Here is a 25,823-nt window from a genome sequence, read left to right as displayed (position 1 = left end):
CTGAGCCAACCAATAATGAGCCCCGCAGTTGTGGGGCTCGCTTCTTACTCCGCCGCCAGTTGGCGACGGCACTCGAATCGACCCCTGGTTATCCGCAAGATCCCATGTCCAACGAATTCATCACGCTGAAAAACGTCTCCAAGCACTTTGGCTCGGTAAAGGCATTAAGCGACATCAACCTCAGCTTCAATCGCGGCGAAGTGCACTGCTTAGCAGGCAAAAACGGCTGTGGCAAAAGCACCCTGTTTAAAGTGATCTCCGGCGTGCATGCGCCAGAGCAAGGGGCGCAGATCATCATCAACGGCAAACAGTACAGCCGTCTGACCCCGCAGCAGTCGATCAATCACGGCGTGCAGGTGATCTACCAAGACCTGTCGCTGTTCCCCAACCTCACCGTGTATGAAAACATCGCGGTTCAGGATCACATCAAGTGGTACCAAGGTTTTGCTAGCAAAAAGCGACTGCGCGCCATCGCCATCGAGGCGATGAACAAAGTCGGAGTCGAGTTGCCGCTGGATAAGCGCGTTGAACAACTGTCGATCGCCCAGTGTCAGTTGGTGGCGATCTGCCGCGCGATGGCCGCCGATGCCAAGCTGGTGATCATGGATGAGCCAACCGCCTCGCTCACCCGCACCGAGGTCAACAACCTGATTAAAGTGGTGTCGGACTTAAAAGCCCGCGGCATCACCGTGGTGTTCGTGAGCCACAAACTGGATGAGGTGATGGAGATCTCCGATCGCATCACCGTGATCCGCGACGGCGTAACCATCGGCACCTACAACGCCGACGAGGTCGACAGCGACGAGCTGGCCTACCTGATGACTGGCCAACGGTTTGAGTTCTCCCCTATCGGCGAATTCACTGCTAAAACCGACGGCAGCGATGTGCTGTTGGCAACCAACAAACTGAGCAAACAGGGACAATTTGCCGATATCGATCTGACCCTGCGCGCCGGCGAAATTGTGTCGATCACCGGTCTGCTGGGCTCTGGCCGCAGCGAACTGTGCCTAAGCCTGTTTGGCATGAGCAAACCCGACAGCGGCGAGATCCTGGTTAATGGCCAAACGGTATCGTTGCGGCATAACCGCGACGCCATCAAGCACGGCATCGGCTACGTTACCGAAGACCGGATGACCACCGGCTTGGTGATGAACCAAAGCATCAGCGACAACACCACCGCCGCGATTTTGCCGCGGCTAAGCAATAAAGGTCGACTTGATCATGGCAAAGCCAACTCACTGGTGAGCCGCTTGATTGAATCGCTGTCGATCAAAGTGTCCGATCCAAAACTGCCGGTCACCAGCCTATCCGGTGGTAATGCCCAGCGCATCGCCATCGCCAAATGGATTGCCGCCGAGCCGCAAGTGCTGATCTTGGATGCGCCGACCGTCGGTGTTGATATCGCCAACAAAGAGAGCATCTACCAGATCGCCAAAGACTTGGCCGCCAAAGGGATGGCGATTTTGATGGTCAGCGATGAGATCCCAGAGGTCTACTTCAACAGCCATCGGGTGATCGTCATGAAAGACGGTCGCTTTACCCACCAGTTCCACCCAGCCTGCTGCACCGAGCAGGAGATCATGGAGGCAGTCAATGCCTGATTTTAAACGCCTATTGCACAGCCACGAGTTTCATCTGGCGGCATTGACGCTGTTGTTGGTGGCCGGCTTAACCGTCGCCAGCGAAGACTTTATGACCCTTGGCAACATCTTCGATATGACCGTTAGCTCGGCAATTCTGGGGATCATGGCCTGCGGTCTGTTTGTGGTGTTGATCGCCGGTGGCATCGATATCTCATTCCCAGCTACTGCCTCTATCGCCCAGTACCTAACCGCCAGTTACATTCTCGCCAACGGCGGTAACTTCCCGCTGGCGTTTGCGATGGCCGCCGCCATCGGCATCCTGCTGGGGATGATCAACGCCGCCTTGGTGTACAAGCTGAAAGTGCCGGCGATCATCATCACCATCGCCATGCTCAACGTCTACTTTGGCGCGCTGATCTACTTCAGCAACGGCGAATGGCTGTATGGCTTTGACGATTGGTTTATGAACGGCGTCGAAGTGCTGCCGTTTGTCGGCAGCGACGGCTACGACTACGCCCTTAATCTGCCAATCATGGTGCTGCTGGGCACCATCGCCATTACCTCGCTGCTGATGGGCAAAACCCGCATCGGTCGGCAAATTTACGCCATCGGTGGCAACGCCGATGCCGCCAGTCGCATCGGCGTAAACCTGTTTGGCCTCAATCTGTTCGTCTACGGCTACATGGGCGCGCTGGCGGGTATTGCCGCCATCGTGCAGATGCAGATCACCCAATCGGTGGCGCCGAACGCACTGATGGGCTTTGAACTGGGCGTGCTAGCGGCAGTGATACTCGGCGGCACCAGCATGAACGGCGGCAAAGGTTCGCTGCTGGGGGTGATTTTAGGGGTGGCGCTGCTGGCTATCCTGAAAAACGGCCTGACCCTGCTGGGGGTACCATCCTACTGGCACACCGTGGTGACCGGTTTGATCATCCTGCTGAGCATCAGCATCACCGCGCTCAACGAAAAACAACAAGCTAAGAAGGCGATCTGATGGACTCCGTAATCAACGCGCTGAAACTGCCAAGCGATCGCAATATCCGCTATCTGCTGGTGATCCTAGTGGCCATTCTGGCGCTGATGGCCGCTACTTCGGGCAGCACCTTTTTCTCGCTGGCCAACCTGCAATCGATGTCATCGCAGATGCCGCTGCTGGGGATCTTCGCCCTAGCGATGGCGGTCTGTATGCTGACCGGCGGCATTAACCTGTCGATCATCGCTACCGCCAACGCCTGTTCGCTGGTGATGGCTAGCATCATTACTCAAGATCCAAACAGCAGCGCCATGCTGGCCACCGCGCTGGCGGCCGGTCTGGTGACTGCCATCGTCATCGGTATCGCTAATGGTGTGTTGATCGCCTATGTCGGCGTATCACCGATTCTGGCGACCTTGGGGATGATGACCTTTATCAACGGCCTAAACGTGCTGATCTCCGAAGGCAGCGTGATCTCCGGCTTCCCAGAGGCACTGCAAAGCTTGGGTAATGGCGCAATCGCCGGCATTCCAATGCCGCTGGTGCTGTTCGTGCTGTTCGCAATGGCGCTGTGGGCGGTGCTGGAACACACCCCGCTGGGACGTGCTATCTACCTGATCGGCTCTAACGAAACCGCCAGCCGTTTTAGTGGCATCAACACCAAAAAGTCACTGGTGTACGTCTACATCCTCTCCTCCATCCTGTGCTGGGTGGCGGCGATCATCATGATGGCTAAGTTTAACTCCGCCAAAGCCGGTTACGGCGAGTCCTACCTGCTGGTAGCGATTTTGGCGTCGGTACTGGGCGGGATTAACCCCGATGGCGGTTTTGGCCGGATCATCGGCATCGGTTTGGCGCTGGTGGTACTGCAAACCTTAGAAAGTGGCCTGAACCTGCTGGGCGTTTCCAGCTACCTGACCATGGCACTGTGGGGCGGGATCCTGATCCTGTTTATCGCCCTGCAAAAATACAAAGCATAGGAATCGAATATGACCAGCTATTTCATTGGTGTTGATGTCGGTAGTGGCAGTGCCCGCGCTGGGGTATTTGATGCCCAAGGTCGTAAGGCCGGTGAAGCCAAGCGCGACATCCAGATCTTTAAGCCAAAAGCCAACTTCGTTGAGCAATCCTCCGACGACATCTGGCACTGCGTTTGCCTCGCGGTACGCGATGCCCTTGCGCAATCCGGCATCGAACCAATTCAGGTTAAAGGGATCGGCTTTGATGCCACCTGTTCGATGGTGGTGCTGGATAAACAAGGCCTGCCGCTGACCGCCAGCCCAACCGGCCGCAGCGAGCAGAACATCATTATGTGGATGGATCACCGCGCGATTGCCCAAGCGGATCGGATCAACGCCGGTAAGCATCCAGTGCTGGCGTTTGTTGGCAACACCATCTCGCCAGAGATGCAAACACCGAAACTGCTGTGGCTGAAAGAGAACATGCCAACCACGTGGAGCAACGCCGGTTACTTCTTCGATCTGCCGGATTTTCTGACCTGGAAAGCCACCGGCGACGACAGCCGCTCGCTGTGCTCGACCGTGTGTAAATGGACCTACCTTGGCCACGAAGACAAGTGGGATAAGAGCTACTTTGAGTCCATTGGCCTGGAAGATCTGCTAGACAACAACGCCCGTCGTATCGGCAGCGAAATCAAACCGATGGGCGCACCGCTGGGTAATGGCCTGTCCACCAAAGCCGCGCAAGAGCTGGGCTTGGTGCGCGGCACCAAAGTGGGCACCTCAATCATCGATGCCCACGCCGGTGGCATTGGCGTCCTCGGCGCCGCTGGGATGACCGGCGAAGCGGCGGATTTTGATACCCGTCTGGCGCTGATCGGCGGCACCTCCAGCTGCCATATGACCGTCTCCAAAACCGCCCGTTTTATCGATGGCATTTGGGGCGCCTACTACAGCGCGATGATCCCGGGCTACTGGCTCAACGAGGGCGGCCAATCCGCTACCGGGGCATTGATCGATCATGTGATTGCCGCCCACCCGTTCCACGGCCAAGCACTGGAACAAGCGCAAGCGGCAGGCAAGACCATCTATGAACTGCTCAACGATGCGCTGCTGGCGATGGCAGGCAGCAAGGAAGATATCGCTTATCTGACCCGCGATCGTCACGTGCTGCCCTACTTCCACGGCAACCGTTCACCACGGGCCAACCCGCACCTGACCGGCTCGATGACCGGCCTAACCATGAACAAAACCTTGGATGATATGGCGCTGCAATATCTGGCCACCATTCAAGCGGTAGCGCTGGGTACCCGACATATTATTGAAGAGAAAAACGGCGCCGGTTACCGCATCGACACCATCATGGCCTGCGGCGGCGGCACCAAAAATCCGGTATTTATCCAAGAGCACGCCAACGCCACTGGTTGTGCAATGCTATTGCCAGAAGAAGCGGAAGCGGTACTGCTGGGCTCAGCGATGCTGGGCGCGGTTGCCGCCGGCAGTTACAGCGACATTCCAGACGCGATGAACGCCATGAGCCGCATCGGCAAAACCGTGACTCCGCAAACCGCCAAGAGCAAACGCTACTACGACGCCAAATATCAGGTGTTCCAGCAGATGTATCAGGACGATTGCGCCTACAAAGCGATGATGGCCGAGTTCTAACCGCTGAATGTTAGCCTGACCTACAGCCCGCGACGGTTAATCCCTCGCGGGCTTTTTTTCACCATTACCGCGCCTCCACTACAGGTCCGGTGCTTTTCAAAGTTAACCAACGATCTAACCGCAACAAGATGGTGATGTTTCCTAAACTTCAGACTAGCCCTTTGGTGTGGAGTCCGATCAATGTCGCTGTCTATCGAACAAAAGCTGCAAGAACAACTTCTGCAAGCTCGCCAGCAAGCCGAGCAACTGCAGCAGATTAATCAACAAGCACAGCAGACCAAAGACAGCAGCGAACAAGCACAGCAACACGGGCAGCAGTTTAGCCAGCAAGCCAATCAAGCGGCGCAAGATGCCCAGCGTCAAGCGGATCTCGCCCGACAGGCCGCTGAACAGGCTCAGCAAGAGCACAGCCATAGCCAACAAGCAGCCAGTCAGGCAGAGCAAGCTCGCCACAACAGCCAAGACGCCGCCGAACAAAGCCGCTATAGCGCCAACAGCGCGCAACAGGCTGCCAGCCAATCGGAACAGGCCGCCAACCAGAGCCAGCAACAGCAGCAGCAAGCTGAACAGGGGGCACAACAGGCGCAGCAGGCTGCCGATCTCGCCCAGCAAGACGCCAACCAAAGCCACAGCGCCGCCCAAGAGGCACAGCAGCAGGCAAACAGTGCCGGCCAATCCGCCAATCAAGCTCAGCAGCAAGCCGGTGAGGCCAGCAACTTCAATCAACAAGCCAATGACCAAGCCAGCGCCGCCGCGACAGCCAATAGCCAAGCGCAAACTTCGGCGCAAACCAGCCAGCAAGCCAGCAACGACGCAGCGCAACAGGCCGCCGAAGCCAGTGCTGCTGCCCAGCAGACACAGCAAGCCGAACAACAGGCGGCGCAGGCGCAGCAACAAACCCAAGCGCATGCGGAACAAACCGAAGCCTTACAACAACAGGCCGAGCAGGCTGCTGAGGCGGCCGAAACCGCAGAGCAAGCGGCCGCACAAGCGCAACAGCAAAGCGAACAGGCCGCGCAACAATCCGCGGCACTGCAACAGCAAACCGCCGAGCATCAACAAGCAGCGGCTGCGGATGCCGAGCAGATCAGTCAATATCAGGCCAGCGCCGAACAGGACGCTCAGCAAAGCGCCAGTGCCGCCAGTAACGCCAACAGCCACGCCACCGCGGCTGACGCTGCTGCCAGCGAGGCCCAGACCCAAGCAAGCGCTGCCAGCAATGCCCAAAGTAGCGCCGCTAGCGCCAGTGGCCAAAGTGAAAGTCATGCCAGCGCCGCCGCCAATGCCGCTGAACGTGCTCAAGCCGAGGCACAGCAGGCCGATGATGCGTCATTAACCGCAGCGCAAGCGGCTAGCAGCGCCGAACAATTGCAGCAGCAGACCGAAGCGGCGTTGGAGCGGGCGCAAACGGCGATGGCCACCGCCGAGCAACTTGAGCAACAAGCCCGCGCCGCAGCCGAACACGTGGCTGCCCAGATGGAGCAGATGCTGGATGCCATGGAGCAGCTGCTGCGCACCACTGAACAGATGGCACAGCAAGCCGACGGCTACCGCTACGACGCCGGTGATCACTCCATCCGAGCCGGCGACTACATGACCCAAACACGGCTATACATGGAACAGACCGCAGAGCTGTTAGCGACGGTGGGACAGTGCCAGCAGCAAGCGCAGCAGCAGCACGACGTCATCGTGCAAGTCTCATCAACAGCACAAAACTGCGCCGATAAAGCCGAACGCAGTGCCGATGATGCCGAGCGCAGCGCCGAACGGGCAGCCAACGCCGCCAATCGCAGCATGGATTAGCAACGACGATGAATCAGCAACAACTCTTGGCCTTATTGAATCTGCCCGACGACGCCAGCATCGAAGCGATCCGCGCGGCGTTGCTGGCAAAAATGACCGAGTTACAGCAGCAATACGACCAAGCGCCAACCGAAAAGCTACAAGCCAAGTTTGCCCAACGGCTACAACAACTGGCGCAAGCCAACGCCGAATTACTGCAACAACAACCGCAACCAAGCCAAATGGGCGCGGCGGAGTTAGCGGATCTGCCCGAACTGGACTGCAACGCCGAAGGCGAACTGGCCGTTGGCGAGATCATCGCCGATCGCTTCGAAGTCACCAGTGTGGCCACCGTCGCCACCGAGGCGCGTTACTATCAAGGCCATGACCGCAGTACCCAATCTGCCGTCACGTTGGCATTGATTGGCACCGAGCAATGCAACAGGGTCGACAAGAGCTCGCTGCAACACGCATTGCAAGCCAGTAGCGAACTGCATCACCCACAACTGTGCGCCACCGTGATGGTGTTACCCCATCAACAGCAGTTAGTGGTAGTGATGGAGCCCCTATCACAGCCGACCTTAGCGCAGCAGCTCGCGCAACAGCAATTCAGCCGCCAACAGGCGGCACAGCTGGCACTGACACTGGTGGATGCACTCATTGGCATTGGTAGGCCCCACGGCGGCCTTCGCCCCGACTGGCTGGCGCTAACCGAACATCAAAGCCTGCGCCTAAGTCACTTTGGCTGGGCAACGCTGTTGCCAGCCGACGATCGCGATCCCTACCTTGCCCCAGAGCAGCGGCAAACCATCAGCATCAGTACGGCGGCCGACCAATATGCGCTCGGGGCGATATTACACCAGATGATCTGTGCCGAACCGCCGACAGTGGCCGACGATACGGTGATGCTCGATGGGGGCTTTGCCGACAGCGAAGCGTGGGTAGAGTTGCTGTTAACCTTGTTAGCGCCCGATCCAAAGCAGCGTTTTTCCAGTCTCAACGAGGTGCGCCAAGCGATAAGCACACTGGCCTGCAACGCTCAGGCCGCCGCACCAGAGAGTAACATCCGCCAGCCTCGCCGCCCCGCTGGACTGGCCAAAGGGTGGCTGCTGGCCGCCTCGCTGGCTACTGTTGCCATCGCCGGCTGGGGCTGGCACAGCGGCGCCCTGCAGCAGCTGTTGCCGATGAGTGAGCAGCAGGTACAAAGCTATAAATCGGAGGCGGCCACCATCGAAAGTAAGATCAAAGCCGCCCGCAACCGCTTTAATGACGCCAAAAGCGATCTGCGCGAGCAGCTGCAAGAACATAAGTTTGCCATCCGCCAGCAGCAAAGTGAGCAGCAACGCCAACCCAGCAACAGCGGGCAACAGCAATTGGCGCAGTTGGCCATTGCCCAGCAATCCGTCGAGGAACAGCTTGAGCTAACCAACCGACTGCTGATTGATGGTGAGACTCGTGCTAAAGCCGATGCGCAGTTATCGCTGGGCAAAGAATCGATGCGCGCCGGTAAATACCAGCAAGGGCTGCAATATCACCAACAAGCGCTGGCTGACTATCAACATATCGACGCCCAATTTACTCAGGTAGCTCCGGTTGCCGATGCCCGGTTGCTAGGCCGCGAACTGAGCAATCAATGGCGCCAAGCCAACACCAATAACCACAGTTTTGCCACCATCACAACGGCACTTAATGAATGGGTGCTGGGCGATGAAGCCTTGCAAAAATTACAGTTCTCGCAAGCCTTTAGCCACTACCAACAATTTAACCAACAGTTGCCAGTGCTGACCAAAGCCTACCAAAAGGGACGGCAACTGAAACAAGATGCCGAACAAGCCGCGCGCCGCTGGCGTCAACAAGGTCAACAGCAACAATATCCCCCTGCTGTCGAGGTCGCCGCGCAACTGCAACAGGCTCAGCAGCATTGGCAGCAGGGTCAGTTTGTTAAAGCGAACCAGCAATTTGTTGCTGTCAGCGAAGGTTATCAGCAACTTATTACCCTGCTGCAGAGTATCGACAGCAACAAAGAGAACGCCTTTACTAGCTTAAATAGTTGGTATCAATTGGCTGAAACGGAACGCCTCGACTTTGCCCCCGATGCGGGGCTGGTGGATAAACTGAAGCAGGCCGAGCGGCTGCACATTGACGGGCAACTTGGGCAAGCGCAAACCCTTTATCAAGAGATACAAAGCCGCGCAGACAAACAACTAGAACGCGCCAAAGGCATGCTCAATGCCCAACAAAATCTGCAAAAGGTGTTGGCTTACCTACAGCAAGAACAGCAACAGAAACGCTTGAGCGACAGCCGCCTAACTCCGGTAAAAAACGCCCTAGGCCAGGGAAAAAAACTGCGCCAACAAAATGAAATAGCCGCTGCCCATCGCGAATTTAATCAGGGACTTAACTACTACAACAATTTCCGCGATGGCTATGCCGCCCACATCGAAGCGTTCCGCGCCCGCTATCGCGAGTGGCAACAGGAGGAAGAGGAATACCACGAAATATTGGATGAATGGGACGAGGAGCTGGAAGAGCTCGAACGTAAGATAAATTATCACCGCCCCAGAGCAGGCGGTGACTACAGCGCTGGCATGCGCTGCCGCACTAATAAGTGCCGCCACACCAAAGCTTACTTTGAGTCCGTCAACGAGGCCAATGACTTGGCTCGTCAGTACAACGACGTGGTTGATGATCTAGAAACACACCAACGCAATAAACCCAACTACCAGCGCTATTGATGGCGCTTTCAGCCGTTAACGGTAAGTTCCAGCAACCACTGCTGTTGCTGTTGCAGTGCTGCAGACAGCGCCCCGTCATGACGCTGCAGCACTCGCCGCAGTTGCTGCTTATCGTCTAACCCCAATGCCGTTACCGTAACCGCCCCATCCAAGTCATAGCCCAAACTGATCTCCACCACATATCCCTTACGCGGTGCGGCAATCGCAAAGGCGAAGAACCCCAAGCTTTGTGGCAGCTCACCTTCTGGCAGTTGCATCACTTCAATCATCAGCCGTTGTTGATCGGCACGGTGGCTGCGAAAACGCGCTTTCGCTTGCACCGGCACCGCACTGTTGGCGGCAATCAACTGGTGCACCTTGGGTGCTGCATCATCACTGCGTAAGCGGATCCCAAGACCATAAGGACAACGGGAACTGACGGTTTTACCGCTGCTATCGACAAAGCTTTGCGCAGCGATGATCGCCGCGCCATAAGCCACCGCTTGATGCGGTTGTTTGCATACCAACTGCGCCGCGGCTTTGCCAGACTGACGCTGCAACTGTTCGGCCACCAGCGGCAGCAACGATGAGCCGCCGGTCAACATAATCACGTCGATAAAATCCCAATCCATCGATGCTTGTTGCAGGCACTGCTGGCAAATCGCTACGGTTTCGGCAACGATGTCCGCCACCAACTGCTCAAACTGCGAACGCAGCAGCACCATATCCAGTGACTGCCCCATCAGCAGCAAAGTTTGCTGCACTCGGTTTTTGCCCGGTTTGGAAAAGCTCATTTTGGCGTCCACCGCGAAGCGACGCATCCGCTGCAGCGCACCATCATCAAAATCGCAGGCACCAAACTGCTCGGTGTACTGCTGCTGCACCAACTGCACCACCTGTTGGTCAAGCCACGCGCCGCCAAGCTTGGTGCTACCAGCGGTTGCCAGCACATACAGTCCTTGGTCGCCGCTTTGCAAAATGGTGGCGTCAAAGGTGCCGCCACCTAAGTCATAAACAAACAGGGTTTGTTCAGTCGTTTGATTGATGCCATAAAAGGTGGCGGCGGCGATCGGCTCTTCAATCAACTTTACCGGCGCGATCCCTGCCAGTTGCGCCGCCTCTTTGGTGGCGTTTCGCTGCGGCTCGGTAAAACTAGCGGGCACTGTGATCAGCGCCCCCTCAATTGCCTCTGGCACAAACGCCGCCACATCTTGCAGCAATTTCTTTAGCACCAACGCCGACAGACTTTGCGGCCACCAGCGGCGTTGCTGGTGGTCGCTGTAACCGGCGCCTTCCGTGGCCATATCCAACTTAAAACAGCGAGCGTGGCTGAGGCTCGGCTGCTCTTCTAACAGCGCTTCAGCAACATCACCGACCAAGCAACCGTGCTCGCCAATGTACACCACACTGGGGGTGCGAAACACATTGGCATCATGAAAGTCTGGCACCAATACTGGCTTGCCTTGGTCATTAAGCAGCGCCGCCAATGAATAGGTGGTGCCCAAGTCTATCCCTAGGTAACTCATCGATTTGCCTCCTGCAATGCCTGTTGCAACGAACGTTGCGACTGTCGCTGCTGCTGGAGCAGCCGCTCACTCAACCGCTCAGCTTGTTGCTGCAGTTGCTGCCACTGTTGCTGTTGCTGGCTCAACTGACGATCACGGCCGCGATGCTGCGCTACGGCAACATCGTGTTGCTGGCGCGCTTGCTGATCACGAGCCGTTTGATGCTGCTGCCACTGTCGTTTTAATTCATTGAGACCGTCACTTACGCCACTAAACAGGGCGCGACTGCCCTCGGCTTGAGCACGCATTAATGCCCCTTTAAGCTCTTGTTGCAGCCGTTCTAGTTGCTGCTGCTCTTGCTCGGCGTCCTCTTTTTGCCAAGTCACATAGCTGTAGCCGATGCCGGCGATGAATACCGGCAAGATCAATAACCCAATTAAACCGCTGCCACGAATATCCAGCCCCATGTAACCAAGCATCGACGCCAGCAGCAGTACCATAAAGACGTTGCGCCGCCCTTCCGCAAGCCGAGCCAGCCAGCCCCGCATTGGCAACTCGCCGCGATAACGAACATCCAGCTGCATCGCTTGTTGCAGTTGTTGTCGCCACTGACTAATCGGCCACTGTGGCGGTGGCCAATCGCCCTGTTGACGCCACGGCACGAGTTGTTGTTCCAGCTGATGCAGCAGTTGCTGCAAACTGTGCTGCAATTGCTGCTGCAGTTGTGACCCCAGCCGCGCTTGGGTGGTCGCAGCCAGCGTCAAAAACCGCTTTTTGTGGCCGATGGTGTGTTCGATATCGGCACTGGTAAGGGTTTCGCTAAACTGCGTCAGTTGTTGCTGCAGTGGGCCATTGCTGGCCTCGAACTGCCGCTGACGCTGACTAAGCCATTGGCTAAGCTCACTAAAGATCGCATTGACGTCAGACTGCGGCGCAGCCGTTGCCGCTGGCGCTTGCTGTTGCAGCCGTTGCTGCCGATTAGCGAGTTGGCGCTGCTGCTGTTTGGCACTGTCAATACAGGCCAGCAGCAATTGCTGACACTGGCCAAGCTGACGCAACTGGGCCAAATCCGCCAGCAGTCCCTGCTGCGGCAACTGCAACCATTGCGGCAGCGGTGCCAGTTGATGGTGAGTTAGCAACTGTGGGGGCAATGCCTTAGTCGATGGCAGTTGCCACCAACCATCGGCGCCGATCTGGCAGCTGGGATCTAATTCATCCACCGCCAGCAGCGGTAACACAACCGCCATTTCGGTGATTAGCTCGGCGATGGATTCAGTCAACGGCGGGGCGTGACAGCCACCGCTGACAAACAGCCAGTTACACTGTTGCATCAGCCGCGAGGCCATTTGGCTCGCATCACCGTTGCCGTTAAGGGCCGCCGCATGCACTGTCAGCGAAGGCGGCAAGCGCCACTTCGGCACCTTGATAACCAGCGGTTGCGCAGAGGCTTGCTGTCCAAGCCACTGCTGTAATGCCTGCCAATCGGGAAATTGCTTCGGTGCTTGGCTTCGGACAGCCACCTCAAAGTGATCGGCGCCGCTGCCGCGGATCTGATGCACACAACCGTTGGCCAGAGGCCGCCAACCGCGAACGCCACTGAGCCATGTCAGCGCCGCTTCCCAGCCAAGTTCATCCACAGCAATCAACCCCGCCGTCAACGTTTGTGGCTGGGCTAATTGCTGGCACTGTTCAGTTAGCGGCGTTTGCGCTTGCCCCTGCTCTAACTGCCGCGCGACTGCCACTAAATCGTTGCAAAGCGCCGCTACGCTGGCGGCCGGTGCGGCGCTACTAACGCCATTGCTGCTTGGCTTCATGCTGGCTCACTTTCGATCATCTCCTTGATACAGTTAAGCAAAATCTTAGGCAATCAAGGCTCGATTGCCGCGATTGATTTACTCAAGGCGGGTTCCGATGGCGCAGCTACCGCCGCCAGCGGCAACGCAAATTGGCAGCGCTGCGCTTTAACAAACGCTTGGACTGACCGGCCACTGTAAAGATCATAAAACTGCAGTGCTTAAGACAAGACGCCGGCTGATTTGTCGCCACTGCTAGGCGCTGTTAAGGTGCCCGCTGACACTCAGCCGAATCAATGAACGATGGAAATTTATCTAGAAACGATTGAGGAATTGGAGCAATTGGCGGATGCCGCCGAGCTTAAGCGCAGTGACGATGTCTCTATCTACCTAGAGCGTTTCTCCGATCTGGAGTTGATGGCCACCGGCGTCTATGCCGAGGTCTATGATCTGCCCGGCGAACCGGACAAGGTGGTTAAGGTCTGCCTCAGTGAAATTGACGGTTACTACCTGTTTGCCCAGTGGTGCATGCGGCCACAAAACCAAGATAACCCGCATATTCCCACCATCCATCGTGAAGATGTGATCACCCTGCCCAGCGGCAAGGTGGTGCGCTTTTACGTAATGGAACGGCTAGAAGAGATCTCTGATACCGGCCGCGAAGCGACCCTACCCAGCCACTTTCACGACAGCGATTTCGGCCTACTGTGGGGCGCACTGCGAACTATCACCATGCCCTACGCCTACAACAAAAAAGCCTTCGCCCATGAGGTCGACAGCGTTGAGCAACTGGTAGATAAGATCCAAGACACCACCGAACACTTCTATATGAACTCCGCCAGCAGCGAACCGGCGATCGTCGAAGACCAAGTGATTGAACAACACCAAGATCTGCTGGAAACCCTGTTTGAGGTGTTAAGCCACGTATCACTGAAAGGGGTGGTCGACTTGCACGGCGGCAACTATATGCTGCGCGGCGATACCATCGTCGTCACCGATCCCATCTCGCATCAGCATCCGCCAGCGCTACAAGCGCAGCTGACGCAACAAACCGCAGCGCCAGTTAATGACCGAGCGCAGAGCATAGAATCGGTCGAATAAGCTAGGATCAGCCTAAGACGTATAAGCAAAGATCCGATCCGTGACCAAACCGCTCAACCTAAAGAAAACGGCAAAGGCCAGCAAACAAGCCGCTAAGCTTTTGCAAAAAGCCTTTGCCAAGCAGCTGAAACAACAGTTAGAGCAAGGGCTGGATCTGACTGCCATCGATAAGGCTCGCAGCAAACAGCTGGTGCAAGGGTTTATTGCCCAGCTGCAAGAGCAAGGGCGGCAAGAGTCGCGAATTCACTTCCCTCACCACGGCATTGTGTTAACCAAGCCGTGGAAGAATAAACCCTGCAGCAACTGTCCAGCGCTAGAGGGTCATCTATGTAAATGCGCGCTTAAGCAGGCCAAAAAGGTACGTTTGGGCAGTTAGCGCCGCTGTAAGCGAGCGATCTCCGCTTCCAAAATGTGGGCGATGCGCTCCACCGCCGCTTCACCGGCGGCAATCGCCTCTTCTGCACGCTGAAACTCCATGGTAACGATGTCGCCGACTTGCGGTGCAATCACCACCTCCGGTGGATCGCCCATCATTCGTGCACGCTTGTGGCGCTGCTCTAAAATCGCCATCGATTGGTGCATCACCGCCAACGCGTTAGGTTTTTGTGGCTCTGGCGCTTGCTCGTCGGCGCCATCGTCGCTGAATCGCTCGGTAATGCGATCCACCCAATGCTTGCCAGACATCAACAGATCCGCAAAACCATGTGAGTGCTCAGGCTCGCTGTAATCTCGCGGCGGGGTTAGTGGCTGTTGCAGCTCTGGCTCCAGCGGCGTAGCTTCGGCTTGGTTATCTTCAGCGTCGGTCAGCTCCAGCCGGATTGGGGCGCTGTTGTGCTGACGAACGTCACCATGCAAATCCACCGCTATCACCAGATCGGCGCCCATCGCCCGACACGCCGATACCGGCACCGGATTGACTACCGCCCCATCCACTAGCCAGCGGTTGCCCACCTGTTTCGGCTGAATAAAGCCGGGAATGGCACAGGACGCACCAATAATCTGCTTTAACGAACCCTGCTCTAACCACACTTCTTGGCCACTATACAGATCGGTCGCCACCGCCATGTACGGCCGTTTTAGATCGGCGATGGAGCTAACCCCAATCGCCTTACCAGCTTGCTCAAACACCTTTTCGCCATCGATGATGCCGCCGCGGCGCCACGACAAATCCATCAAACCCAGCACATCCCAACCAGAAAAGCCGCGAACCCACTGTTCTAACTCATCCAGTTTATCGGCGGCGTAAGCGGCGCCGACAAAAGCACCGATGGAACAGCCAGCAACGAAATGCGGTGCCATCCCCAGTTTTTGTAAGCCGCGCAGTACTCCGATGTGAGCCCAGCCTTTGGCGGCACCGCTGCCTAACGCGATGCCAATTTTAATTTCCTTGGTCATTACAACTGCTCAGATTTTTTAACTTTCTAAGTTAATTGTGCCAGCAAACAGCAAACTTATGAATCCAATGCGCTTATCGCTTTGCCACTAAACTGCTGGCACACGGTTACTGATATGATCGCCGCTGCGGTTTTTGACAAGGTGGCGTTGCGGTGGTAGTTTCGCGCGTCTTTTTTATCGCCCTGTGGCAGTGGTCGATGCCAGTACAGTTAATGGTGTGCGCCAATCTATCGCCTCAAAACACCGCGACAACGACGTTAATTTTTGTCTGATTGGTATTTTCAATGTTTGAACTAAGAAGTAACCCCGATGCTTCCGCTAAGGCCGACTTGCTGTCGGGCTTAACCGTAGCATTGGCTTTGGTTCCAGAAGCGGTGGCCTTTGCCTTTGTCGCCGGGGTAGAACCGATGGTCGGCCTGTACGCGGCCTTTATCGTTGGCCTAATCACCGCCATCTTTGGCGGCCGCCCAGGGATGATCTCCGGCGCCACTGGCGCGATGGCAGTGGTAATGGTGGCACTGGTGGCCGAGCATGGGGTGCAATACCTATTTGCCGCAGTAGTGTTAACCGGCCTGCTGCAGATCGCCGCCGGCCTGTTCCGCTTGGGTAAATTTATCCGCTTAGTACCGCATCCGGTAATGCTGGGCTTTGTTAACGGTCTGGCGATTGTGATTTTCCTCGCCCAGCTTGGCCAATTTAAAGTCTTGGATAGCAATGGCGATATGGTATGGATGCAAGGCAGCATGTTGTATCTGATGCTGGGCTTGATTGCGCTGACCATGGCGATTATCCACTTCCTGCCGAAACTGACCAAGGCGTTCCCATCCTCCCTAGCCGCCATTTTGGTGGTATCGGCACTGGTGCATTTATTGGGGCTTGATACGCCAACGGTAATCGACTTTGTCCGCAATATGACCGGCAATGACGGCGCTACCTTGGAAGGCACTCTGCCAACCTTCGCCATCCCAATGGTGCCATTTACCCTTGAAACCCTGTGGATCATCCTGCCGTACTCAATGATCCTGGCGGCAGTGGGTCTGATTGAATCACTGCTGACCCTAACCTTGGTCGATGAACTGACTCAAACCCGCGGTAAAGGCAACCGCGAATGCGTGGCGCAGGGTTCGGCGAACTTGGTGTCGGGTTTCTTTGGCGCCATGGGCGGCTGCGCAATGATTGGCCAGTCGATGATCAACATCAACTCTGGCGGTCGCTCACGTCTGTCTGGCGCCTCTGCGGCCCTGTTCCTGTTGGCGTTTATCCTGTTTGGCGCCGCCGCCATTGAACTGATCCCAATCGCCGCGCTGGTGGGGGTGATGTTTATGGTGGTGCTGGGCACCTTTGAATGGTCGAGCTTCCGCATTATGCGCAAGATCCCCCGCTCTGATGCCTTTGTCATTGTGCTGGTGTCGGCGGTTACGGTGATTACCGACTTGGCGGTTGCGGTACTGGTGGGGGTGATTGTCTCGGCGCTGCGTTTTGCTTGGGAGCACGCGACCCACATGCACGCCCCGCATCATATCGACCAATTCGGCCGCAAAGTCTACAAGGTGCAAGGGCCGTTGTTCTTTGCCTCGACCACCTCGTTTTTAGAGCTCTTCAATGCAAGCACAGATCCGCAAGATGTAATCATCGACTTCGCCGATTCGCGGGTTGCCGACCACAGCGCTCTGGAAGCGATCGACACCTTAGCCGAGCGCTACCTGCGTGAAGGCAAGCGTTTGCACCTGCGTCATCTCAGCCCAGAGTGTCGTCAGCTACTGCAAAAAGCTGGCGATCTGGTAGAGGTGAACCTGCTGGAAGACCCCGATTACAAGCTGGCGGTCGATAAGCTCGCAAACTAACGCCGTGTTAGTTCACCGCAACGGCAGCACAATCGCGCTGCCGTTGTCGTCTGGACCATAAAATTACTGCCAGCGCCCATGGCGATAACGCCAATTGTTAGTCATCCCATCACACTTCATCGCTCGCGATTTTGTGATCTGACGTTCAGAAAGTCACCAACAAATGTTGCATTACAGATGCAATATTTAATCCATTGTCAGAACCTGCTATGCCACTGTTAGAACATCGCACTATCCGAAATGCTTGGTTAACCACCATCGCCGTCGCTTTGGTATTTAATCTGGGTATGGTTGCTAGCATGTTCTATCTGAAACAGGAATCTGAGCAGCGCTTGGCCGCCATTCTACACAGCTTGGTAACCACCAACCGCGAAGCGTTAGAGATGTGGGTTGACGATGAGTTGGCGACAGCCCGAGCCTATGTCGACAATCGACCGTTTCTGCCATCGATGCTGCAACAGTGGCAACAACAAACCTCACAGAGCGGGGACAACTTAATAAAACACTCGCTTGACGGAATGCTGCGTAATCACCATTACTTGGGTTACTTCCTGCTAGATCGAAACTTTTCACCGGTTTTAAGCCATCAGCAGCGGCAATTTGATCGCAGCCGTTTTAGCTCGCTGTTCGAACAAGCCAACCTAACGCAACTGATACAAGGTAAGGTACTATTTCTACATAGCCTTACCCTAAACGACAACGGTAGGCCACTGCTGTATCTGGCTTTGGGGTTAATCGACGCTCAACAGCAACTGCAGGGCTATCTGCTGTTTATGCTCGATCCAACTCTGCAATTTAGCCAAGTACTGCGTTTAGCACTGCTCGGTGATGCCGGTGAATCCTTTGCCTTTAACCAGCATGGGGTGTTGCTGTCGCAACGACGCAAGCAACATTCCGACAATTACACTTGGCAAAGCAGTAGCCTTAATGACATTTACGGCATCGATAATGCTGATCCGAACTGGCGTTGCCGAATGCTTATTGATCAACAAGTTCGCATCAACGCCAGCGGCTATCCCGATCAACATGGCACCAGAGTTATCGGCGGCTGGACCTGGAGCAGCAAACTGGATCTTGGGATCGCCACCGAAATCAACTTTAACAAAGCCTATGCTGCAGCCACGCACACACAGCACATACTGCTGGGCTATTTGGCATTCACCAATTTGTTGCTGTTGATCATTGCTTTTGGTCATTGGCGTGCGCAGCGGCAGATCCGTCGTCAAGCGCAGTTAGATCCATTAACTGGTATTGCCAACCGACGCGCCTTCGATGAATGGATGCGACGAGCGCTGGTTAACCAACGCCGCCATCAGCAACCATTAACCCTGATGATGATCGACGTCGATAAATTTAAGCCCTACAACGATCAGTTTGGCCATGCCCAGGGCGACTGGGCACTGCAACAGGTCGCGCAAGCGCTGGCGCAAGCGCTTCCTAGGGCAACCGATATGGTCGCTCGCTACGGCGGTGAGGAGTTTGTGGTGGCGTTGCAATACACCGATGGCAAACAGGTACAGGCGCTCGCAGCGCGGCTACTGGCGGCCGTTGAACAACTGCAGATCCACCCAAGCAGTGCCGCCTCGCATCCGGTGGTGACCATCAGTATTGGTGGCGCCGAATATCGACCGCAGATGCAGCTAACCGCAGTGCAACTGGTGCACTTGGCTGATCAAGCGCTTTATCGGGTTAAAGCAGACGGCGGCAACGGCTTTTTGTTAGCCAATTGAGTAATCCACAGTCGATAAACTCGCAAAATGATTTCACTGCTTATCTGGTGACATCGAAAGTTCGATGTCACTGCATTTGCAAAAGCGCCCCCATCTGCTGGGCTATCCTCCCCGCTCACCAGTTGGGTGTACCCCGAAGCAAGCTGCGCAAATTGCGACCAACCCATCGGTTTGTCCTAAATTATTAATCCATTCTAAATGCACCTTTTTTCATTTGAGCCTCTGAATGTCTTTGATAGAGCATCACACTGTCCGTAAGGCTTGGTTAACGACCGTCGTCGTCGCGCTGGTATTTAATCTGGGTATGGTTGCTGAGATGTTTTATATGCAACAACGATCTGAGCAGCGCTTAGCCACTGTTTTGCGCAGTTTGGTAATTACCAATCACGAAGCGTTAGAGATGTGGGTTGACGATGAGTTGGCGACAGCCCGTGCCTTCGTCAACAATCGACCGTTTCTGCCATCGATGCTGCAGCAGTGGCAGCAACAAAAAACACCAAACGATAATTTGGTAAAGCACTCGCTGGATGGGATGTTAGCCAACCGACACTACCTCGGCTACTTCCTGCTGGATCGCGATTTTTCAACGGTTTTAAGCCATCAGCAGCGGCAATTTGATCGCCGCCGCTTCAGCTCGTTGTTCGAGCCCGGCAACTTAGCGCAACTGGCACAAGGTAAGGCACTATTTCTAAATAGCCTTACCCTTAGCGACAACGGCAGACCACTGCTGTATCTGGCTTTGGGGTTAATCGACCAACAGCAACAACTGCAGGGCTATCTGCTGTTGTTGCTCGATCCGACCCTGCAGTTTAGCCAAGTACTGCGCTTGGCGCTGCTGGCCGATGCCGGTGAATCCTTTGCCTTTAATCAGCATGGGGTGTTGCTGTCGCAGCGGCACAAACAACACTCCGACAATTACACCTGGCAAAGCAGCAGTCTTAATGAAATTTACGACATCGATACCACTGAGCCCCACTGGCAGGCCAAGCTGTTTGTGGATCAGCGAGTTCAAGTCAACGTCAAAGGGTATCAAGATAAGCATGGCGCTAAAGTTATTGGCGGCTGGGTCTGGAGTAACAAACTGAATTTGGGGATCGCCACAGAGATCGACTTTGATGAAGCGTTCAAGGATGCCAATCACACCCGGCGCTTGTTACAAACATCGTTGATTTTTAGCAATCTACTGCTGTCGATTATCGTCTTCGGTCATTGGCGGGCGCAGCGGCAGATCCGTCGTCAAGCGCGGTTAGATCCATTGACCGGTATTGCCAACCGACGTGCCTTTGATGAATGGATGCAGCGGGCGTTGGTTAACCAAGGCCGCCATCAACAACCATTAATCCTGTTGATGATCGACGTCGATAAATTTAAGCCCTACAACGATCAGTTTGGCCATGCCCAAGGCGACTGGGCGTTACATCAGGTCGCGCAAGCGCTGGCACAAGCGTTGCCTAGGGCAACCGATATGGTGGCTCGCTACGGCGGTGAGGAGTTTGTGGTCGCACTGCAATACACCAATGCGGAACAGTCACAGGCGATCGCAGCGCGGCTACTGGCGGCGGTTGAACAACTGCAGATCCACCCAAGCAGCGCCGCCTCGCACCCGGTGGTGACCATCAGTATTGGCGGCGCCGAATATCGACCGCAGATGCAGTTAACCGCGGTGCAACTGGTGCACTTGGCCGACCAAGCGCTTTATCGGGTTAAAGCAGACGGCGGCAACGGCTTTTTGTTGGCCAACTAGCAACACGACACAACGCCCTGTCGGTCACCACTGCGCCTACGCCTTGTCAGCGAGGTGGTGACCAACATCGACGCCTGCAAAGACGGCATCAAACTGACAGCAAGCGCTCAAACCACCACCAATGTCAGCAATAACTTCACACTACAAGTCTCTTTTTGTAGTTCGATTCAACTTACTGACTCAACGCATCCCTGAAGCAGATTTAATTTTTTGAATGCGATCGAGCGCACATTTTTAGCTGCTCAGCGCGCTAAAATCCACGCCCCGCCATTGCTCAACGGTTCGCCATGTTGCTCCGCCTTTCTCGACGAGTTTGCCATACCTGCCAAGGTGCCACCTTGTTCGCGTTGGTGTTTAATCTTGGCTTTTGGATCAGCACCAATTGCTTAGAGCAGCGTACCGAAGAAACACTTGCCAAGGTACTAAGTAGCCTCGTCAGCACCAGCGAATCGGCGCTGCGCTACTGGGTTAATAATGAACTGGCAACCCTAAACACCTTCACTGAAAACCGCCCCTACCTGCCGAAAATACTGTCACAGCTGCCAAGCCGTGCTGAGCAACAGCTAACCGAGGCCGAATTTAACGCGCTGCAACTGCCGTTCGAAGGGCTTGCGCGCAATAAAAATCTGGTTGATTACTGGCTGCTGGATAGCCACTTTAAACCGCTACTAAGCCGCAGTAACGACGCCGACAAACTGGCGCAGTTTCGCCAGTGGCTTACCCCTGAACTGATGGCAAAACTGCATCGCGGCGACGATCTGTTTTTACATCAGCTTGAGGGCAACGACCTTGATTCGCCATTGGTGTTTATCGCTCATCGATTGCTTAACAGTGAACAGCAACTGGGTGGCTACATCCTGTTCCAGCTCAACCCTAAAGTGCACTTTACTCAGGTGCTGCAGTTGAATAACTACGCCCGTAGTGGCGACAGCTTTGCCTTTAACGCCGATGGCCAAACGCTATCGCAAAACCGCCAATATCAATCCGAACCACTGAACCTGATCGATCGATTGCTGCAACCCAACGTCGATAAGGTCGATGTCAGCCCGTTTTTGCGCCCCTGCCATCAGCAGTTACCGGGCGTGAATACCGACGGCTATCTGAATCAACAAGGTAAATTAGTGGTCGGCGCTTGGATCTGGAGCCCAACGCTGAACCTGGGGGTCGCCACCGAGATGGCCTACACCGAGGCATTTGCGGTGCTGCACGACACCAAAACCGTGCTTATCGCCAGTCAAATCGTCACTAACCTGATGTTGTTGCTGTTTGCCTACACTAACTGGCGCCATCAGCGCCGCTTGCGCCAAATCAGCATGGAAGACGATCTAACTGGTATCGCCAATCGTCGTGCTTTTGACCAATGGTTTACCACGGCTTTGGCTAACCGCCGTCGCCACAGCGAGCCGCTGACACTGATGCTATTGGACGTCGACAAGTTCAAGCCCTATAACGATGAGTTTGGCCATACCAAAGGCGATGCCGCGCTCAAACAGATCGCTTCGGCGCTCGATAACGCCTTGCCGCGCAGCACCGATCTGGTCGCCCGTTATGGTGGGGAAGAGTTTGTGGTAGCGCTGCAGTACACCAACAGCCAACAAGCCGAGGTGGTAGCCCAACATCTGTTGCAGGCGGTGGCGCAATTGGATCTTTGCGCCAGTTCGCAGGCAGCCCTGGCCAACGTGACCATCAGTATTGGCATCTTCTGTTACGACAACGACAGCAGCTACAGCGTCGATGATTTGATGGAGTTCGCCGACAAAGCGCTGTATCGCGCTAAAGCCCTTGGCGGCAACCGCGCTGAACACTACGTCACTTACCGACAGAGCTAACCAACAAAAACGGCGCTATGGACAAGCCACAGCGCCGTTTGGCAGCAATCTCGCTAGCCCCGTTAGATATAATCGAACAGGGTCAAGCCTTCGACCTTAGCAAAGGATTTGGTGACCGCCCCTAAGGCAAGGTTCTGCTGTTCTAAATCGCTGACGGCAGCGGCGTAATCCAGATCGCGAATGGTGGATTTAGCCCCAGCGTTCACCAGTTCCATGCTGTTGTGCTGGGCATTGAAATTATCCAGCGACGCCATGTAGTTGCCGGTTTCAGCGCGCACAATCGACGCTTGCAACTGCGAAGCGTTAAGATCATCCAGCGCCTGACCATACAGCGCCTGCTGCTGATGACTATCTAGCCCTGCCGGATCCCGCAGCAGTGCAATGGCGTTGTTTAAACTGGCAAAGATATCGGCGCTGGCTTGCGGGCTAAGGGTAACGCTATCCCCCGCCGCCGGTTCGCCAGAGATGGTCAACTCGATGCCGTTCACTTGCAGCGGCGTTTTTGGATCAAATGCCCCTTGATGCAGCACGGTACCAGCCGCGTCACTGACGCTGATGGTACGATTGCCATCGGCGTCGGCACCGAAATTAACCGTCATATCGCCGCTAACATGGGCACCTGCATTAGTGATGTTGGCGCTTTCAACAAAAAATTTACCGGTCATGGTGGCGCTACGGTAATCGGCACGGTAATCGCCACTGCCGTTGGCGGGTTCCATAAAGATCCGCTGGCCACTTTCACTTACCGGCACCGTCACGCCATCGGCTACCCGCGCTTCGCGGCGGCCATCGTCCCCCAGATAACCGACTGCGCCATTGCTGTCTTGGCTAAACGGTTTGGTCTCTCCGCGATGCCCGGCAAACACATAATTGCCGTTCTCATCTTGGCTGTTGGCAAGGGTCAGAACTGCGGCCAGCCCCTGCTCTAAATCCAGCGCAATCGCCGCTCGAGATTCCGCCGGTAACGCCCCGTCATTGCCCTGCAACATCTTATCACGCAAGTTCATCAGCAAGGTTTCATACTCGCCCAAACGCCCCTCTTGCTGGGCTAGGCGGTTATGCGCCAAGTTGATGTTGGCGCGGTACTGGCTGGTGCGATTATCCTGCTGATCCAGATTCGACAACACAATCGAACCAATGGCATCGTCGGCGGTAGTGTTGATCCGTTTGCCGGTCGCTAACTGCGTAATAGTGCCGTTGGTTTCTTGTTGCAAGCGGCTGATGTGATTACTGTTGATGGTATAAAACTGATTGGTTGATACGCGCATCGTAGTTATCTCCTACCCTAGCGAACCGATTGGAACAACACATCGAAGGTCTCTTTGGCGACCGTCATCACCCGGGCTGAAGCTTGATAAGCTTGCTGAAAGCGCATCAGATCCGCCGCTTCTTCATCAAGGTTAACTTCGGACTCCGATTGCACCCGCAGCTTGGCTTGCTCTTGCACCACCGCCGCTGAATCGGCACTCAATCGCGCCGCAGCGGCGTTACTGCCGCCGGTGGTCATCATGGTTTCATAGACATCGTGCAAGGTGGCGCTGCCGCCGTAGATCATCTTGCTATCCACCAAGCCAGTCATCGCTACGGCGTTGGCGTTATCCGCCGGGCCAAAGGCCAAGTCCAACGAAAACTGACTGTCATCGCTGCTGTCGGCGGCCAACTCTAAGGCGATGCCATTGACGTTAATGGTGGGTTTGCTGCCGGTAACATCAATAGTGCCGTTGTGGCTGGTGCCAGCGCCATCGGTGTAGACAAAGCTACCAGCGGTTAAATCAACCGCGATACTGACGACCTCGCCATTGCCAGGAAACTTGGCATGACTGCGATCCACCTGCAGTAACTTAGCGTCGCCACTGCCGCCAACCAGTTCTAAGCCGTAGCCGGCCGCCGCCAATTGCTTAGGATCGGTCAGCGTCATCGCCATCTTCAGCGAGCCATCTTTGGTTGGCGTTAGCTGCCAACGATCCCCCGCCGCGGCGGCACCGTTGCCATCAATACGAATGCTAAAACCATGTTCAGTCAGCAGTCGACCGGGATCATGAGCGTCAACACTTAGTGGGGTGCTGCTGCCATCGAGGTGGTAATCGGTGCCGTCAAACTGCAACTGGTAGTTGCCGGTGCCAAGCTGATTAACGTCATCCAGCTGCACTGCCAACTTTTTACTGCCTTGGTTTTCCTGATAACCGAATACCCGACCGTGCATCTGTTCAGAGCTGTTGATCTCGGTAAACAGCGGTTGCCCCACTTGACCAGTAAGATCAAAACCGGCTTGCTGTTGACGATTAAAGGCATCGGCGACCCCCAGCGCCATCAGGCTAAGCTGGGCTTGGTGTTCTGGAATGGTCTGATCGCGATAATCAAACAGCGCTTGCAGCTGGCCGCCAACGTGACCGCCGGCTAGGATCATCGGATTGCCACCGACATTGGCGGTTAACCGCGTTTGATAAAAGGTGGGATCGCCGTGAGTGCTGCCCAGCTGCAGCGCCTCAGCGCCGGTAACCAGCATGGTGCTGCCGCCCATCAGGATGCTTTTGACCCCACTTTCTTGCGGGATAACGCTGATCTTTACATACTCGGCAAGCTGATTAATCAAGCGGCTTTGCTGATCCAACATGGCGTTGTCGCGGCCATCGATCTGCGCCAGCGAGGTGTTTAAAAACGCCAGCTCTTTCGTAATGCCGTTGATGGTGTCTAAGGTGCCATCCAGCTGTTCATTGGTTTCAACAATCTTGGTTTGCAGGTTACTGCCGAGCACGTTAAAGGCATCCGCTAATTGCTCGGCCGAGGTTAACGCGTTTTGCCGCACCGCGGTGTCCATCGGCATGTCGGCAACGTTATTCAGATTACCAAACAGCTGATTGAGGCCATTGGGCACCGATCGGCCAGCGCTGGAGACCAGCTTATCCAGCTCGGCCAATTTGTCGTTACTGAGTTTGGCTTGGCCGTAGTTGGAGCTGGATACCGTCAGTTCTCGCTCTGCAAAGCTGTTGTAAGCGCGGGAGATCTCCGACACATAGGTGCCGGTGCCCATAAACGATTCGCCGTAGCGTTCCGATTTTTGGGTTACCTGACTGGCATCTTGGCGGTGGTAACCATCGGTACCGATGTTGGCGATGTTGTTCGAGGCAACGTTGATCCGTGCTTGCGCGGCCTGGACGCCGCTACGGGCAATATTCATTAAATCTGGCATCGGGCATTCCCTCTGG

General features: G+C 55.6%; 17 protein-coding genes. 12 read left to right on the top strand and 5 right to left on the bottom strand.

Going from position 1 to position 25,823, the window contains the following annotated elements; translation table 11 throughout:
- Positions 1-104 precede the first annotated feature (104 nt).
- From G506_RS0109690 to G506_RS0109665, 6 genes are all read left to right on the top strand, one after another.
- Positions 105-1,601, top strand: a complete 1,497-nt coding sequence (locus G506_RS0109690) for a sugar ABC transporter ATP-binding protein (protein WP_028116690.1) — start codon at positions 105-107, stop codon at positions 1,599-1,601.
- On the top strand, positions 1,594-2,577 hold the full coding sequence (locus G506_RS0109685; RefSeq protein ID WP_028116689.1) for an ABC transporter permease: 984 nt from the start codon (positions 1,594-1,596) through the stop codon (positions 2,575-2,577). Before G506_RS0109690 ends, G506_RS0109685 begins: the two co-directional genes overlap by 8 nt.
- Positions 2,577-3,536 carry an ABC transporter permease gene (locus tag G506_RS0109680; protein WP_028116688.1) on the top strand — a complete coding sequence of 320 codons (960 nt, stop codon included), beginning with the start codon at positions 2,577-2,579 and terminating at the stop codon, positions 3,534-3,536. Before G506_RS0109685 ends, G506_RS0109680 begins: the two co-directional genes overlap by 1 nt.
- Positions 3,537-3,545: 9 nt before the next feature.
- Positions 3,546-5,180 carry an FGGY-family carbohydrate kinase gene (locus G506_RS0109675; RefSeq protein ID WP_028116687.1) on the top strand — a complete coding sequence of 545 codons (1,635 nt, stop codon included), beginning with the start codon at positions 3,546-3,548 and terminating at the stop codon, positions 5,178-5,180.
- A gap of 180 nt (positions 5,181-5,360) precedes the next feature.
- Positions 5,361-6,983 (top strand): hypothetical protein, encoded by a 1,623-nt coding sequence (locus G506_RS20460; protein WP_028116686.1) that lies wholly within the window; start codon positions 5,361-5,363, stop codon positions 6,981-6,983.
- 8 nt (positions 6,984-6,991) lie between these two features.
- Complete coding sequence (locus G506_RS0109665; protein ID WP_028116685.1) at positions 6,992-9,697, top strand: protein kinase domain-containing protein; 2,706 nt, start codon at positions 6,992-6,994, stop codon at positions 9,695-9,697.
- Between the two features lie 8 nt (positions 9,698-9,705).
- Here G506_RS0109665 and G506_RS0109660 read toward each other — a convergent pair whose 3' ends face one another.
- Complete coding sequence (locus tag G506_RS0109660) at positions 9,706-11,202, bottom strand: Hsp70 family protein (protein ID WP_028116684.1); 1,497 nt, start codon at positions 11,200-11,202, stop codon at positions 9,706-9,708.
- Entirely contained in the window at positions 11,199-12,995 is a 1,797-nt protein-coding gene (locus G506_RS0109655) for a hypothetical protein (protein WP_028116683.1), read from the bottom strand. Before G506_RS0109655 ends, G506_RS0109660 begins: the two co-directional genes overlap by 4 nt.
- A 282-nt stretch (positions 12,996-13,277) precedes the next feature.
- On the opposite strand from G506_RS0109655, the gene G506_RS19415 reads away from it, so the two are divergent.
- Both G506_RS19415 and G506_RS0109640 read left to right on the top strand, forming a co-directional pair.
- Entirely contained in the window at positions 13,278-14,075 is a 798-nt protein-coding gene (locus G506_RS19415) for a hypothetical protein (protein WP_205619498.1), read from the top strand.
- Positions 14,076-14,115: 40 nt separating this feature from the next.
- Positions 14,116-14,451 (top strand): hypothetical protein, encoded by a 336-nt coding sequence (locus G506_RS0109640; RefSeq protein WP_028116682.1) that lies wholly within the window; start codon positions 14,116-14,118, stop codon positions 14,449-14,451.
- Here G506_RS0109640 and G506_RS0109635 read toward each other — a convergent pair.
- A complete protein-coding gene (locus tag G506_RS0109635) occupies positions 14,448-15,470 on the bottom strand; it encodes a patatin-like phospholipase family protein (protein ID WP_028116681.1) in 1,023 nt (340 codons plus the stop codon). The two genes, G506_RS0109640 and G506_RS0109635, sit on opposite strands and share 4 nt — an antisense overlap.
- Positions 15,471-15,754: 284 nt before the next feature.
- Between G506_RS0109635 and G506_RS0109630 the strand changes: the two genes are divergently transcribed.
- From G506_RS0109630 to G506_RS20445, 4 genes are all read left to right on the top strand, one after another.
- Positions 15,755-17,314: a SulP family inorganic anion transporter gene (locus tag G506_RS0109630; protein ID WP_028116680.1), complete on the top strand. Its 1,560-nt coding sequence runs from the start codon at positions 15,755-15,757 to the stop codon at positions 17,312-17,314.
- 209 nt (positions 17,315-17,523) lie between these two features.
- Entirely contained in the window at positions 17,524-19,044 is a 1,521-nt protein-coding gene (locus G506_RS21165) for a sensor domain-containing diguanylate cyclase (protein ID WP_051202040.1), read from the top strand.
- Between the two features lie 226 nt (positions 19,045-19,270).
- The gene (locus G506_RS20450; protein ID WP_084631297.1) at positions 19,271-20,788 is read left to right on the top strand and encodes a GGDEF domain-containing protein; all 1,518 of its coding nucleotides are present in this window, start codon (positions 19,271-19,273) and stop codon (positions 20,786-20,788) included.
- Positions 20,789-21,075: 287 nt separating this feature from the next.
- A complete protein-coding gene (locus tag G506_RS20445) occupies positions 21,076-22,617 on the top strand; it encodes a GGDEF domain-containing protein (protein WP_084631295.1) in 1,542 nt (513 codons plus the stop codon).
- Between the two features lie 62 nt (positions 22,618-22,679).
- Here the strand turns inward: G506_RS20445 and flgL are convergent, their stop codons facing one another.
- Positions 22,680-23,885 carry a flagellar hook-associated protein FlgL gene (flgL, locus tag G506_RS0109610; RefSeq protein ID WP_028116679.1) on the bottom strand — a complete coding sequence of 402 codons (1,206 nt, stop codon included), beginning with the start codon at positions 23,883-23,885 and terminating at the stop codon, positions 22,680-22,682.
- Positions 23,886-23,902: 17 nt separating this feature from the next.
- Positions 23,903-25,807: a flagellar hook-associated protein FlgK gene (flgK, locus tag G506_RS0109605; RefSeq protein ID WP_028116678.1), complete on the bottom strand. Its 1,905-nt coding sequence runs from the start codon at positions 25,805-25,807 to the stop codon at positions 23,903-23,905.
- Positions 25,808-25,823: the final 16 nt, after the last annotated feature.

The organism is Ferrimonas senticii DSM 18821, from assembly GCF_000422665.1.
GTDB lineage: Bacteria > Pseudomonadota > Gammaproteobacteria > Enterobacterales > Shewanellaceae > Ferrimonas > Ferrimonas senticii.
This window is presented reverse-complemented; position numbering and strand designations above follow the sequence as displayed.